Below are 15,236 nucleotides of genomic sequence, written 5' to 3' on the forward strand. Positions count from 1 at the left end.
ATGCCCGAATACGCCTTTCACATGAATTTCTGTCCGCAAAATTGCGCAATGGCCTGAAAGCAGGCCACGGAAGCCGTCTGCCGGCAGCAAGAGTTACGTCTGGGTGAAGCCGAAAACGTAGAGCAGTGGTAACGCGGCCAAAGCGATCTGCACAACCAGGAGTAAATAGTTGACGATATTACTCCCCTTATCGGACAGGATCGAGATGATCCGGGCAAAGGCAGCCATGGCGAAGGAGGCACCGAGCGCCATGTAGATCCAGTCCTGGGCGAGCATGATCGCCGACAGGCCGAAGCCGAGATAAAAGCCGCCCATCGAGCGTCCCTCGCCGAAGCCTTCCGGCCGCCCCTCCTGTGCCTGCAGACCGAGGAGACGGAAAGTTTGGCCCGGGGCGAACATCATGATGAAGCCGGCGAGCGCCGTGAAAGCGGCGGAGCAAAAGGCAAGCTGCTCGCCAAGCTCGGTCGGAAAATAAAACTCCATGCGTCAGCCCCAAATCACCCGGATGAATCAGTGTTTTATGGCATGCGCCGAAAAAGGAGGAAATGGCGACGTTCTGTTTTAGAGAAAACTCTGCGGATCGATATCCAGCTGCACCTGCACCGATCCGCGCTCCTTGGGCGATTGCGACAGCATCACCCGCAAGAACCCCTGCATGTCGGAGTTCCGCCGCCCGTGCACCAGCAGGCGGAAACGGTGGCGGCCGCGCACCAGCGCGAGCGGCGCTTCGGCCGGGCCGAGGACCGAGATGCCCGACACCTGAGGTGCGGCGTTGCGCATGCCGCGCGCATGGTTTTCGGCGTCGTGGCGGGTTTCGGCCGAAACGATAATCGAGGCGAGCCGGCCGAAGGGCGGCAATACGGCGCGTTCGCGTTCGGTGATCTCGCGCTCATAGAAGGCGTCGGAATCGCCTGACACGATCGCCTGCATGACCGGATGCTGCGGCTGGTAGGTCTGCAGCAGCCCATGGCTCTTGAGGCCGGTGCGCCCGGCACGGCCGGTCACCTGCGACAAAAGCTGGAAGGTGCGCTCGGCCGCGCGCGGGTCGCCATTGGCAAGGCCGAGATCGGCATCGACGATGCCGACCAGTGTCATCAGTGGAAAATTATGCCCCTTGGCGACGAGCTGGGTGCCGATGACGATATCGGCCTCGCCCTTGGCGATCGCGTCCAGCTCCAGCCGCAGCCGCTTCACCCCGCCCATGATATCCGAGGAAAGAACGATCGTTCGCGCCTCCGGGAAATGCCGCTCCACCTCCTCGGCGATGCGCTCGACTCCCGGCCCGCAGGCGACGAGATGGTCGAGCGTACCGCATTCCGGGCACGCTTCCGGCGTGCGCTCGGCATGGCCGCATTGATGGCATTGCAGCTGCTTGCGGAAGCGATGCTCCACCAGCCAGCTCGAACATTGCGGGCACTGGAATCGGTGACCGCAGACCCGGCAGAGCGTCAGCGGCGCATAACCGCGCCGGTTGAGAAAGAGCAGTGCCTGTTCGCGCTTCTCCACCGTCTTGCCGATCGCCCGGATCAGCACCGGCGACAGGAAGCCGCCTCGCTCCGGCGCATGCCGGCGCATATCGATGAGATGCAGGTCCGGCAGCGCCGCATCGCCGAAACGCGTCGGCAGGTGAACGGTGCTGTAGCGGCCGCTCTGCCCGTTGACCTGGCTTTCGACCGACGGCGTCGCCGACACCAGAATGACGGGAAAATCGCCGATGCGGCCGCGCACGACGGCCATGTCGCGGGCATTGTAGAAGACGCGATCCTCCTGCTTGTAGGCGGGATCGTGTTCCTCGTCGACGATGATCAGACCGAGATCCTCGAAGGGCAGGAAGAGCGCCGAACGGGCGCCCGCCACCACGCGCACTTCGCCGGTCACCGCCTGGCGCCAGACCTTTTCGCGCATGCGCGGCGCCAGATCGGAATGCCATTCGGCCGGCTTTGCCCCGAAACGATCCTGGAAGCGCTCCATGAAACTTGCCGTCAGCGCGATCTCCGGCAGCAGGATCAGCACCTGCTTGCCGCGCTTCAGCGTCTCGGCAATCGCCTCGAAATAGACCTCCGTCTTGCCGGAGCCGGTCACCCCGTCGATCAGCGACACCGAAAACTCGCCCTTGCGGACGTCGGAAACGATCTCCTCGGCCGCCTGCTTCTGGGGTCCTTCGAGACGGGCTGCGGCAAAATCCGGATCCGGCATCGCCACCACCGGCGGCGGCGGCAAAAATATCGTCTCGAAGATGCCGAGCGTGATCAGCCCATCGACGACGCTCGTCGAAACGCCCGCCGCATGCGCCAGGCCGCTGCGCGTCCAGGAAAAGCCGTCGGAGGCCGTGTCGAGCACCCGGGCGCGCGCCGGCGTCATCCGCTCCGGGTCGCCGCCGACGAACTTCAACCCCTCCACCATCGGTTCCGGCTCGAAGGCGTTCGGCGCCCGCAGCGCCATGCGCGCGACGAGGCCGGGCGGCGAGAGCGTATAGGTGGCCACCCAATCGATGAAATCCCGCATCTCTTTGGAAAGCGGCGGGCAATCGAAGACATGGCTGATCGGCCGGAGCTTCTTCGGATCGACGCCGTCCTCGCCGCCGTCCCAGACGACGCCGATCACCTGCCGCGGGCCGAGCGGCACCTGCACGACCGAGCCGGGCTCGACCGCCATGCCATCCGGCACCGAATAGGAATAGGGCTTTGGCGCCGGCATCGGCACCAGCACCGGAACCGTTCGGTTCGCGGGCGGTGCCTCGAAAAGCGCGCCAAAGAGATCGGACGAATCTGTGCTCATCGGGCGAGACCATGCCCGCAAATCGATGGAATTGGAACCGCAAAGACAGAGCGATGGGTTCCGGGGCGTCGCGACGATTTGACGACCGAAGCTCAGAGCGCCAGCTTCATCTGGCCAAGCGGTCGCCATCGCCGGAATAGGCTTCATTTGTCTCGCCGTTGCGCTGCCGCAGGCGGATGATCGCCGACGCGTCGCGAGGATTGGGCGGTAGCACCGCGTTCTTCAAGGCGATCGAATAGGCGTGTTTCGGATGTTCCAGCACGTCCCTGGCATCTCCGCTCTCCACCACCACACCCTTGCGCATGATCACCACGCGATCGGAAATGTAATAGGCGGTCGCAAGATCATGGGTGATGTAGACGATCGAGACGTTGAGAGAGTCGCGCAGATCGCGGAAGAGATTGACGATCGACATGCGAAGCGATGCGTCCACCATCGAGACGGGCTCATCGGCGACGATCAGCTTCGGCTCCGGTATCAGGGCGCGGGCGACGGCAATGCGCTGCAACTGACCGCCTGAAAGCTCATGCGAGAAACGACCTTTTATCTCCGCCATCGAAAGGCCGACGCGCTGAAGGGCAACGTCGGCAAGCGCCTCTTTCTCGGCGCGGCTCTTCGCGCCCTTGAAGCGATGGGCGGTGGCCAGCAGATACTCGTCGATCCGGGTCAGCGGATTGAAGGCCTCGAACGGATTTTGGAAGACCGGCTGGACCTTTGCCATGAAAGCCTCGCGGTCCCTGCGGGAATGCACCGACTTCACATCAGCGCCGTCGAAGCGGATGCTGCCCCGATCGGCCTTTTCATTACCGAGGATCATCTTTGCCAGCGTCGATTTGCCGGAACCGGATTCACCGACGATCGTGAATATCTCGGGCTTGTCGGCGGCAAGGGCGAAGCTGACATCGTTCACCGCCTTCATCTTTTCGCGCGAGAAGAAACCGCCGATCGGAAAGAGCTTGGTCACATGGTCGAGTTCGAGGAGGAAATGGCTGCTCATTGGATCTGGTACTCCCCGGCGCGGAAGCATGCGACCCGCCCGCCTGTGGCGCTCGGCAGCATGGCCGGCACTTCACGGGCGCATTTGTCGATCGCAATCGGACAGCGTGGATGGAACCGGCATCCTGAAGGCGGATCCGAAAGCGCCGGCGGCTTGCCTTTAAGGCTCTTTCGCGTCGAGACGTCGCCGATGCGCGGCAGGCTGCCGATCAGATGGACGGTATAGGGATGCTGGGGATTGTCGAAGATCGCCTGCGTCGGCCCCTCCTCCGCCAGCCGGCCCGCATACATGATGGCCAACCGGTCGGTGATGGCGGCATGCACGGACATATCGTGCGTCACGAAGATGACCGAGGACTGCATGCGCATCTGCACTTCCTTGATCAGCGCCAGCACGTCCTGCTGGACGAGCACGTCGAGCGCCGTCGTCGGCTCGTCGGCGATGATGAATTCCGGCTCGCAGACAGTTGCAAGGGCGATCGTCAGACGCTGGCGCATGCCGCCCGAAAGCTGGTGCGGAAAGGCATCGAGCACATGGGGATCGAGATGCAGCCGGGCAAGATGTGCTTCGACACGGGCGTGGAAGGCAGCGGGATCGAGGTTCATATGGCGGGAGGCGAAATCGGTGAAGGCGTGTTTGACCCTTCTGACCGGGTTCAGCACGTTCATCGAGCCCTGCATGATGTAGGAAAGGTGGCGCCAGCGTGCCGCCTTCATCTTGTCCGGTTCGGCATAGACATCGATGGGCCCGTCGGCAAAATTGAATTTCACCGTTCCGCCGACGACGCGCATCGGCGGGCGGATGGCGCCGGCCAAAGTCTTGATCAGCGATGTCTTGCCGCTCGAGGATTCGCCGGCAATGCCGTAGATCTCGTTTTTGCGGATGGTCAGGCTGATATCGTCGACGGCGCGGATCTCCCGCCGCACGCCGAAATAATCATTGACGTAGTAGCATTTCAGCCCATCGATCGTCAGGGCGTCCATGGCGTTTTCGGCAAGGGTCAACGGCCGCCTTCTCATCAGATTCTGCATCTCCTCAAGCTCCCATCCGGGCCAGGCGCGAACGCGGGTCGATATATTCGTTCACCGACATGGCGAGCATGAACAGGCCGAGGAACAGGATGACGACGAAGAGCATCGGGAAGGCGACCCACCACCATATGCCCGATACCATTGCGGAATGCGCATTGGCCCAGTAGATCATGCCGCCGATCGTCGGCCGGTTGATGTCGGAAAACCCAAGCACCGAGAGCGTCACCTCGAGGCCGATCGCCCAGATCAGGTTGTTCATCGTCGTGAAGAAGACGATCGGCATCACATAGGGCAGATGCTCGCGGATGAGGATCTGCCGTGTGCGCATGCCCGAGAAGACCGCGTGCCGGGTGAATTCCCGGTGGCGGAGAGACAGGGCGACGGAGCGGATCAGACGGCTGTCATGCGTCCATCCAAGCAGCGCTGCGGTGATCGCCAGCATGAACCACGTCATCTGGTCGCGAAGCACGAAAACCAGAAGCAGCAGGATCGGAATATTCGGCAGGGCGCCGAGCGTATCGTTGACCGCCATGATGATCTGGTCTGTCCGGCCGCCGATATAGCCCGAGATCAGCCCCACGGCGATGGCGATGATGCGGCTGACGAAAGCGACGATGATGCCGAAGAACAGCGTGTTGCGCATCGAGGCGGCGATCTGCCAGAAAACCTCCTGGCCGCGCGAGGTGGTGCCGAGCCAGAATTCGGCCGAAGGCGGCATGTCGGGCGCGACGACATAGATGGCGTTCTCGTCATAGGGCGAGAAGAACGATGCCACGATCAACGCCAGGATGAGGCAGATCAGGACGGTTCCGAGCAGGAACTCCTTGTTGTAGCGCAGCAGGTCTCTGAGGACTTTGAACATCACGGATTATCCCAGTTTCACGCGCGGATCGATCAGCGGATAGATGATGTCGATCACGAAAACCGCGGCGGCGACGGCGATGATGGCGATTGTGGTGACGCCGAGCACGAGGCTATAATCGCCGGAATAAATGCCGGAGATCAAAAGCTTGCCGATCCCGGGATAATTGAAGACGAACTCGACGATGACGGCGCCGCCGAAGACGTTGCCGAGACTGAGCGCCAGGCCGGTGACCTGCGGCAGCATGGCGTTGCGCGCGACATATTGTGAAAAGATGCTGCGCGAGCGCACGCCGCCGAGTTCAGCGTAAACGACATGATCGTCGGTGACGATGTTGGATACGAGCGAGCGCATCGAGATGAACCAGCCGCCGATGCCGACGAGCACGAGGGTCAGGGCCGGCAAGATGCCATGCTCGATCACCGAGCTGATGAAGGCCCAGTTGAAGCCGGGCGGGAGATTGACCTGTGCGCCGTCGCTGATCGGCAGGATAGGCCAGATGAAACCGAAGAGGATCACCAGGCTGAGGCCGATGATGTAGGTCGGGATCGGCTGTAGCGCCATGATGACGACACCGGCGACCTTCAGCAACTTACTGCTGTGGAAATAACCGGCAAGCGCGCCGAGGAAATTGCCGATGATCCAGGAAATGATCGTTGCGAGCGTCAGAAGCCCGACCGTCCAGGGAAGAGCCCGGCCGATCACGGTCATGACGGGGGTCGGGAAGGAAGAGAGCGACGGACCGAAATCGCCGGTCAGGACGCGGCCCCAGAAGGTGACGTACTGGTCCAGCAACGGCCCGCCGGTGCCGTAGAGTTCACGCAGCGATTCGCGAAGGATCTCGACGGCCTGCGGATCGGTGGAGCCGAAGCTCGTCAGCAGCGACACGGTCTGCTCGATCGGATCGACCGGCGAAAAATGCGCGATCAGGAAGGCCAGCGTGATGCCGGTGAAGACCACGAAGAGAAATTGCAGAAAACGTTTTGCCGCATAGATCAGAAAGCCATTCATGACATCGACCCTTCAATAGCAGAACGGAAACAGCCGGCGGCCGGCTGTCTCCCTTATGGTGCCCCGATCAAGGCTTCGGCGCATCAGGGTTGGCCTTCAGCCCGACCACCATGTAGCGGATGTTCGACCAGTTCGGACCCGAGGCCGAATAGGGATTGTCCGCGCTTGGATAATTGGTCCAATAGGTCGTATCGAGCGGCGCGAACTTGTTGTAGGCCATCAGCGGGATCATCGGCATTTCCTCGACGGCGAGCTTCAGGAAGTCCTGACCGAGCTTGGCGACATCCGGCGAATCGAAGGCGATCGATCGGTTCTTCTCGATGAGCAGGTCGAGACGCGGATCCTGCCAGCGCTGCAGATTGCGCGGCGGCTGGATCTGCCCGAGCGGCTTGATGAACTCCGAATGATAGCTGTCGAGGAAGAAGGAGAGATCGGGATGACCGCCCCAGGTCTCGATGCTCCAGTAGATCGCCGTCTCGAAATCGCCTGTGCTGAGGCGTTGACCGTTGGTTGGGCCGGCGACATCGACCTTGGTCGCGATGCCCGCCTGCGTCCATTGCTGGGCAATCACCGTGCCGGCGCGGGCCAGTGTCGGAATGGCATCGCCTTCCACCTGCAGACGGATCGTAAAGGGCGTTCCGTCAGGCTTTACCCACTGGCGACCGCTCTTCTTGAAGCCTGCCTTCTGCAGCAGTTCGGTGGCGGCCTGAACGTCCTTCTTCCACCAGCCGAAGCCGAATGTACGCTGTAGTTTGGCCGGATCCGTCGGGATCTGATCGGCCCATTGGCTGCGCACCATATTGGCGATCTGCGCCGAGATGTTCGGATCGTAAGGCTTGATCTTGCGGGAACCGGTGTCGAGCTCGAAATTCGTCAGCCAGTCTTGCATCGGTGCGTAATAGTCGTCAGGGGCAGAACCCGTCGGCGGAGTGGCTAGGGCTGCGATATTGGCCGCACCGCGATAGGAGCCGAGCGCCACTTCGCGGATATCGATCAGCAGCGCGAGAGCCCAGCGAACATCCTTATTGTCGAAGGGCGCCTTCTTCGTATTGAAGAGAACGGAAGGCAGCGTCGGATCCGGATGCGCGAAAGGGAAACCCTTCAGCCACGAGGCCGTACTCTTGCTGTCACGCATGATCGAGAACATGCCCTCGGGCGCCATGTCGTTGATGACATCGAGATTGTGGTTGCGCTGTTCGATAACGCGGGCTTCCGGATTGCCGGCGGCGCGATAGACGACATATTTGACCTCAGGCGGCTGTTTCGCAGCCAGGCCGATCGACGTGCGCTGCCAGTCGTCGCGCAGCCTCCAGATCGTCCAGTTGCCGCCCTTGTCATAGCTTTGCAGCTGATAGGGCCCGAGCGAGACCGGCGGGTTGTTGTTGTACGACAGCGGATCTGCAGCCTTCTCGAAGACATGCTTCGGCATGATCCAGGCGGCATTCCAGCGCACGGTGAAAAGCGTGTGGAAGCGCGAGTTCGGTTTCTTCAGATGGAAGACGACCGTTTGCGGATCCGGATTTTCCATGCTCGCGACATTGACGGTGAAGGGCGCGCTCCAAGCCATGCCGGGATGATCGATCTGCGTCTGCACGGTATAGACCACATCGTCGCTGGTGAATTCGACACCGTCGCTCCAGAAGATGCCCTTGCGCAGCTTCACCGTCATCTCGGTGAAATCGGCGTTGTAGCTCGGGGGCTCGCTGGCAAGGGCGTTCTGCCAGGCGTCCTTGCCGCCTTCGGGATTGATGAACCATAGCGTATCGGTGGTCAGCTGCTGCAGGCCGTTGAGGTTTGCCGCCGCCCCGCCCCCAGGAGCCCAGAGGTTGAACCAGTCGGCATTCTGCTGCGGCGTGCCTTGGATAATCAGCGTTTCGTTGCGCGGTATGCCGGCAATGAAATCCTGCGCAAATGCCGGAAGGGCCATAAGAGACATTAGCGCGATGGCTGCATATCTACGGAACTTCATCGGATGTTCCTCCTCCTCAACTCGCCACGGCGAGCGCTTCCCATAATCAATTGACGATGCGTCCAGCGAACCCCTGCCTGCGCGTGCCGCAGGGACACATGCACTCCTCGACGGCGGGCGAGCTCACGCCACAGTTATCGACAATTTTTCAAGAAACGGCAACCGATAATTTTGATGGCTATAAAAAATAGCGCATTTTCAGGCATTTTTGACGCTCAATGATAAAGCATATTTTTATATTATTGACAAAGCGAGCATTTGGCTTAGCTTTTGCGGCGAGCGCGGCGCCCTCCCAAGAGGCCGTACTTCATCACCAGACAGGTCGGCCGCTTTCGGGAGGGGCTTTGGCATGATCGTTCAAGAGGACACTACGATGAGCAGCCCTTATGACGTGACGATCTCCGTTCACGCCAACCGGCCGACCGGCAAATACGAACCCTTGTGGAACTGGTTCGGCTATGACGAGCCGAATTACACTTACTCCCCACACGGCAGGAAGCTGCTCAAGGAACTCACAGAACTCAGCCCCGAACCGCCCCGCATCCGCGCGCACAATCTTCTGACCAGCGGCGACGGCCTGCCTGCCCTCAAATGGGGTTCGACAAATGCCTATACCGAGGATGCTGACGGCAATCCGGTCTACGACTGGACGATCATCGACAGGATCTTCGACACCTATGTCGAAGCCGGCAACATTCCGCTGATCCAGATCGGCTTCACACCGGAAGCTCTCTCCGATTTCGACGGTCCTTACCGTCACGAATGGGAGCCGGCCGATAAATACGCGACGATCACCACCGGCTGGACGGCTCCACCGAAGGACCTGAAGAAATGGAGCGACCTGATCGAAGCATGGGCGCGCCATCTCGCCGAAAGATATGGCGAGGCCGTCGTTTCAAGCTGGCCGTGGGAAGTCTGGAACGAGCCGGACGGTCACTACTGGATCGGCACCATCCCGCAATTCTGCGAAATGTATGATGTCAGCGCCAAGGCTCTGAAGCGTGCCTTGCCGAATGCCCGTGTCGGCGGACCGCATACCTGTGGCGCCTTTGCCAACGAAAAGGCCCAGACCTTCCTGCGTGCCTTCCTCAAGCATGTCGTCGAAAACAAGTCGCCAATCGATTTCCTCGCTTTCCACGCCAAGGGCAATCCGGTGATCTATGAGGGTCACGTTCGGATGGGCCTGCACAAACAGCTCCGTGACATCGAGACAAACCTTGCCATCATCAATGAATTTCCGGAACTCCGGCACCTGCCCGTGGTAATCGGCGAATCCGATCCGGAAGGCTGCGCGGCCTGTTCTGCACGCGTCCATCCCCAGAACGGCTATCGCAATGGTCCGCTCTACGGCGTCTATATCGTCGAGAGTATGATCCGCACCTATGAGCTTGCAAGACGCGCCAACATCCATATCGAAGGGGCGGTCACCTGGGCCTTCCTCTTCGACGACCAGCCCTATTTCGACGGTTTCCGCGATCTTGCGACCAACGGCGTCGACAAGGCCGTTCTCAATGGCTTCCGCATGCTCGGCAAACTCGGCGGCGAGTGGCTGGAATCGGAAAGCGATTATCGCCGCGACATCGAGGACATCATGAACCACGGCGTGCGCGGCAAGCCCGATGTCAATGTCGTGGCGACCCGCGACGATAAGGGCGTTTCCATTCTGCTCTGGCATTATCACGACGATGATGAAGCCGGGCCGTCCGCAGACATTTCGGTCAATCTCGACGGCTGGGGCGACAAGTCCGCGTCACTCAGGCATTTCAGAATGGACGAGGAACATTCCAACGCCTTCGGCGTCTGGACGGCGATGGGCAAGCCGCAGAATCCGACCGGCGAAGGTTATGCCAGGCTGGAAGCGTCGGGAAAGCTCGCCGAGATCGACGAGGCATCGGTCAAGGTTGATGGCGGCAAGATCGTCCTCAAGGTCTCCCTACCGCGTCAAGGCGTGTCTCTGCTGCGCCTCGATTGGTGAGCCGGTAGGCGAAGGGAGCGCAATCGAACGATGCGCTCCCCTTCAAACGGCTAGCCGCGTCAATGATCGCTGACATAGGCGAGATAACGTTTCTTGCTGGGCTGCAGATGGTCGACACAGAGCTGGGCGAGAACCCAGTTGTCAGTGCCGCGCAGCATCTCGATCATCAGCCGGTGATGCTCATGCGAGATGCGCAGCGACTCCTTGCTCGACATCGAATTGGCGCGCACGGGCAGGCTGAGACGCATATAAAGCTCGATTGATTGCACGAGATGCGCATTGCCGCAGGCGCCGAAAAGCGTCAGGTGGAATTTGTCGTTGGCCTCGTGCACGCCTCTGAGATAACCGGATTCGACGTGACGGCCATGCTCCTCGTGCAGCGCCAGCAGTTCCTCGATCAACGCTTCAGGTGCCGGCAGCTTTATCCACAGCGCAGCCTGCCGTTGCAGCAACTCACGGACATCGTAGATTTCCTGAACCTGGCGAGCAGTCAGCGAGCGGACGGTCGCCCCTTTGTTGCGCTCCCGAACCACGATACCCATCGTCTCGAGCTGCACGATCGCCTGGCGGGCGAAATGGCGCGTGACGTGAAAGCGGGCTAGAAGCGCGTCTTCGGTCAGACGGGTCCCGGGCGCAAGCCGGCCGAAAATAATGTCCTCCTCCAGCGCGCGGGCAATGCTTAGATCATCATGCTCGATGCCGTCTTCGCGGCTTTCGTTGAGCGTCTGCAATGTCATCTCCTCTGACGGGCGCGCCATGTTACCGTGGATTGCGTTCCGGGTCGAACCGGCTCAAGCGATAGATATCCTCGACAAGAGCAAGCGTCTTCATGTTATCGCCCGGCGATGTTTCCATCGCGACCTTTCCATCGAGACTGTCGAGGAAATGCGCAATGGTCGCGTCATAAGCGCCTTGGTAGGTCTCGTCGAGATCGAAGCTCTCCCGGCGCTGCTCCGCACCCTGCGCTAAGAGCAGATTGCCTTGGAGTTCGAGCGTGCCGCGCGTTCCGAAGATGCGTAAGTGATCACGCGGCACCGGCGGAGCACCATGCGCGGCGAGATTGGCGTTGACGGTGACAAGAACGCCGTCGCCCAGCCGGCGCAGGACGACGCATGCCACATCCTCCGCGACGATATCGCGATTGCTCCTCTCAAGCCGCGCACCGACCACCTCCATCTCGCCCAGAAGATATCTCAGCGTATCGAGATGATGAATCATGACCTCCATGACCAGCAGCCGCTCCTGCGTCCGGAAGAAGGGTTGGCGCACCAGCGCCGGCCTTCGCCCCTCTGCATCCGCTAGCATGCCGCTGGACAGGAATTCGAACTGCGCCTGACGGACATCGCCTGCAAGTCCTTCGTCGAGCCATGCCTTCAGCCGCCGATAATAGGCGCGGAACCGCCAGTTCTCGTGGATCATCAGCCTGCCCTTGCCGGAAAGCTCTGCCAACAGGTGAACAGCCTCGTCGTAGGAAGAGGCGAGCGGCTTCTGGCAGATAATATCGAGCCCCCTTGCCGCCGCCAGCCGGACCAGTTCGGCGTGAAACTCCCGCGGCGCGCAGATATCGACGGCATCGAGCTGCTCGGCTTCCAGCATCGCCTCAGCGCCCGCATAGTTGCGCGCGACCTCGAAGGCGGCCAGCCGGGCCTCGATCGTGCTCCGCGACGGGTCGGCGATGGCCACGACCTCGGCGCGATGCAATTGCCGCCTCCATGCCGATAGATGGTAGGCGCTGACCCAGCCGGCGCCGACCATTCCGATACGCCGTCGTCTCGTCCCCGTCATGGCGCTTCCCTCTGCTTCAAGTTCATTTTATCAATAATCTATCCGGCTTCTTCATGAAAGCCAATCATCGACTCATCAAAATAAGGCGACGATCGATCGATATTTCCTTGGAAACTTATGGGTATCGCTGAAGATATCCAAAAATACGATATGGTGACGCCATCTTATTTATTGACAATCCTCCATATCCCACTACGCTGACAGCACATTGGCCATGGTCAAGTTGGCGAGGGAGGAACAGGTTTGTCGAACGGTCTTCGTCGCAAGCTGACGAGTTATGGCGATCAGGGATTCTCCCTTTTCCTGCGCAAGGCATTCATCAAGGCCATGGGCTATTCTGACGATGCACTCGACCGTCCCATCGTCGGCATCGCCAATACTTACAGCGATTTCAATCCCTGTCACGGCAATGTGCCGCAACTCATCGAGGCCACCAAACGCGGCGTTATGCTGGCGGGCGCGATGCCCATGGTGTTTCCGACCATCTCGATCCACGAGAGCTTTGCCTCGCCGACCTCGATGTATCTGCGCAATCTGATGGCGATGGAAACGGAAGAGATGATCCGCGCCCAGCCGATGGATGCCGTCGTGCTGATTGGTGGCTGCGACAAGACCTTGCCGGCCCAGATCATGGCGGCTGCCAGCAGCGAGATACCGGCGATCTTCCTGCCGACCGGTCCGATGGCCGTCGGCCACCACAGGGGCGAACGGCTTGGTGCCTGCACGGATTGCCGCCGTTTCTGGGGGCGCTTCCGCGCCGGAGAGATCGACGAGGCCGAGATCACCGAGGTCAATAACAAGCTGGCCAGCTCGATCGGCACCTGCACGGTGATGGGCACGGCGAGCACAATGGCGAACCTGACCGAAGTCATGGGTCTCTGCCTTCCCCGCGCCGGTTCGGCACCCGCCGTCGAATCCGAACGCGTCCGCCTTGCCGAGGAGACCGGCCGTGTCGCCGCACGGCTCGCCGTGGATGAGGCCGCCCCGACGGTGCGCGAGATCCTGACGCCACAGGCGATCCGCAACGGCCTCGTGGCGTTGCAGGCGATGGGCGGCTCGACCAATGCCGTCGTGCATCTTGCCGCAATCACCGGCCGCCTCGGCCGTCGCCTCGACATGGCCGAACTCGACCGGCTGGGCCGGAGCATACCCCTGCTCGTCGACTTGCAGCCGTCCGGCCAGCATTATATGGAGCAGTTTCACGAGGCGGGCGGCGTCCCGGCGCTGTTGAAGGCGGTGCGTCATGAAATCGATGGCAGCGCCCCGACGGTCTACGGCAGGACGATCGGCGAGATTATCGACAACGTCGTCGACGAGCCGGGCCAGACGATCATCCGCACCGTCGAGAAACCGTTAAAGCCGATCGGCACGATCGCCGTCCTGCACGGCAATCTTGCGCCGCGCGGCGCCGTCATCAAACAATCCGCCGCCTCCAAGGATCTTCTCCAACATATTGGCCGCGCCGTCGTTTTTGATTCCGTCGAGGATATGACGCTGCGCATCGACAGCGACGATCTCGACGTCAAGGCCGACGATGTTCTGGTCCTGCGCAATGCCGGGCCGAAAGGCGCGCCCGGCATGCCGGAAGCCGGCTATCTACCCATTCCCCGCAAACTCGCCCGGCAGGGCGTGAAGGACATGGTGCGGATTTCCGATGCCCGGATGAGCGGCACGGCTTTCGGTACGATCATCCTCCACATCGCGCCTGAAGCCGCCGATGGCGGCCCGCTGGCGATCGTCCGTACCGGCGATCGCATTCGCCTCGATGTCGAGGGCCGGCGCATCGACATCGATATCGACGAGGCGGAATTCGATCGCCGCATGCTGGAGATCATCGACCGACCCTCCCCTGCCCCGTTGCGCGGCTATGCAAAACTTTATCAGGAACGCGTGCTCCAGGCTGACGAAGGCGCCGATTTCGATTTCCTGCAAAGCGACGAGCTCGACGCATGATGAGTACCGCTGATATAGAGGCCCCGCTTTGCCTGCCCCGCCGGCAACTGGCGCGCTTGCCGCGGCCGGCACTGCGGCAAGGCACGGTCGATACGCATTTCCACGTCTTTCGCGCCGACGCTCCGCTCAACACCCCGCGCAGCTATACGCCTGACATCGCGACGATTGCCGACTGGATCGAATTCTCAGAAAACCTTGGCATCGCCAAGGGCGTATTGGTACAGCCAAGCGTCTATGGCCTCGACAATAGCGTGCTGCTGGAAGCGCTCGCCGCCTTTCCGGGCCGTTTGCGCGGCATCGTCGTCATTGATCCCGAAACTGGAGAGACCGAGATCGAGCGGCTCCACCGGCACGGCGTGCGCGGAGTGCGGATCAACACACGCAACAAGGGCGGCCTTCCCTTGGCTACCGCCAGGACACTGGCGGAAAGGATTGCGCCTTTCGGCTGGTCGCTGCAACTGCAGATCAATCCCGAACAGCTTCCCGATCTTCCGGCAACATTATCCGGCATCCGCCTGCCCATCGTTGTCGATCATCTCGGCTTCATTCCGCTTGCCACAGAGACGAGACCACGGCATGTCGATGCGCTGAAAAGGCTGATGGACGCGGCTGATGCCTATGTCAAAGTGACCGCGCCCTATCGGTTGACGAAGGAGACGAACGACCAAGGCTTCGCCGAGGTCACCCGCACGCTTGCCGCGAGCCATGGGGAGAGGCTGCTCTGGGGCAGCGATTGGCCGCACACCGAATTATGGGATGGCATGCCCGATGACGCCGAGTTGATCGAGGCCATGCAGGCCGCCATCGACGATCCCACGGCTGCCGAAAAGATTTTTGTTCGAAATGCCGAAGTGCTGTTCTTCGGCCGCTGAATG

The 15,236-nt window shown here is 61.1% G+C and carries 12 protein-coding genes; 3 read left to right on the forward strand and 9 right to left on the reverse strand.

What is annotated here, in order from left to right; translation table 11 throughout:
- Positions 1-93: 93 nt before the first annotated feature.
- The 7 genes from FHX10_RS22630 to FHX10_RS22660 form a co-directional block, all read right to left on the reverse strand.
- Positions 94-483 carry a DUF4345 family protein gene (locus FHX10_RS22630; protein WP_028755845.1) on the reverse strand — a complete coding sequence of 130 codons (390 nt, stop codon included), beginning with the start codon at positions 481-483 and terminating at the stop codon, positions 94-96.
- Between the two features lie 78 nt (positions 484-561).
- Positions 562-2,778: a primosomal protein N' gene (locus FHX10_RS22635; RefSeq protein WP_028755846.1), complete on the reverse strand. Its 2,217-nt coding sequence runs from the start codon at positions 2,776-2,778 to the stop codon at positions 562-564.
- Positions 2,779-2,884: 106 nt separating this feature from the next.
- Positions 2,885-3,775 (reverse strand): ABC transporter ATP-binding protein, encoded by an 891-nt coding sequence (locus tag FHX10_RS22640; protein ID WP_047615555.1) that lies wholly within the window; start codon positions 3,773-3,775, stop codon positions 2,885-2,887.
- Positions 3,772-4,806: an ABC transporter ATP-binding protein gene (locus FHX10_RS22645; protein WP_028755848.1), complete on the reverse strand. Its 1,035-nt coding sequence runs from the start codon at positions 4,804-4,806 to the stop codon at positions 3,772-3,774. Before FHX10_RS22645 ends, FHX10_RS22640 begins: the two co-directional genes overlap by 4 nt.
- Before the next feature lie 4 nt (positions 4,807-4,810).
- The gene (locus FHX10_RS22650; protein WP_028755849.1) at positions 4,811-5,668 is read right to left on the reverse strand and encodes an ABC transporter permease; all 858 of its coding nucleotides are present in this window, start codon (positions 5,666-5,668) and stop codon (positions 4,811-4,813) included.
- Between the two features lie 6 nt (positions 5,669-5,674).
- Positions 5,675-6,679: an ABC transporter permease gene (locus FHX10_RS22655; RefSeq protein ID WP_063473454.1), complete on the reverse strand. Its 1,005-nt coding sequence runs from the start codon at positions 6,677-6,679 to the stop codon at positions 5,675-5,677.
- A gap of 67 nt (positions 6,680-6,746) precedes the next feature.
- A complete protein-coding gene (locus FHX10_RS22660) occupies positions 6,747-8,648 on the reverse strand; it encodes an ABC transporter substrate-binding protein (protein WP_063473453.1) in 1,902 nt (633 codons plus the stop codon).
- 349 nt (positions 8,649-8,997) lie between these two features.
- Here FHX10_RS22660 and FHX10_RS22665 point away from each other — a divergent pair, with 349 nt between their 5' ends.
- Positions 8,998-10,623, forward strand: a complete 1,626-nt coding sequence (locus FHX10_RS22665; protein WP_063473452.1) for a GH39 family glycosyl hydrolase — start codon at positions 8,998-9,000, stop codon at positions 10,621-10,623.
- A gap of 59 nt (positions 10,624-10,682) precedes the next feature.
- Here the strand turns inward: FHX10_RS22665 and FHX10_RS22670 are convergent, their stop codons facing one another.
- Positions 10,683-11,354 carry a GntR family transcriptional regulator gene (locus FHX10_RS22670; RefSeq protein ID WP_028755853.1) on the reverse strand — a complete coding sequence of 224 codons (672 nt, stop codon included), beginning with the start codon at positions 11,352-11,354 and terminating at the stop codon, positions 10,683-10,685.
- A gap of 28 nt (positions 11,355-11,382) precedes the next feature.
- Positions 11,383-12,408, reverse strand: coding sequence for a Gfo/Idh/MocA family protein (locus tag FHX10_RS22675; protein ID WP_063473451.1), 1,026 nt, complete (start codon positions 12,406-12,408; stop codon positions 11,383-11,385).
- A 243-nt stretch (positions 12,409-12,651) separates the two neighbouring features.
- On the opposite strand from FHX10_RS22675, the gene FHX10_RS22680 reads away from it, so the two are divergent.
- Both FHX10_RS22680 and FHX10_RS22685 read left to right on the forward strand, forming a co-directional pair.
- Entirely contained in the window at positions 12,652-14,361 is a 1,710-nt protein-coding gene (locus tag FHX10_RS22680) for an IlvD/Edd family dehydratase (RefSeq protein WP_063473450.1), read from the forward strand.
- Entirely contained in the window at positions 14,361-15,233 is an 873-nt protein-coding gene (locus tag FHX10_RS22685) for an amidohydrolase family protein (RefSeq protein ID WP_063473461.1), read from the forward strand. Before FHX10_RS22680 ends, FHX10_RS22685 begins: the two co-directional genes overlap by 1 nt.
- Positions 15,234-15,236 lie beyond the last annotated feature (3 nt).

The sequence above is a fragment of the Rhizobium sp. BK591 genome, from assembly GCF_014195045.1.
GTDB classification, from domain to species: domain Bacteria; phylum Pseudomonadota; class Alphaproteobacteria; order Rhizobiales; family Rhizobiaceae; genus Rhizobium; species Rhizobium anhuiense.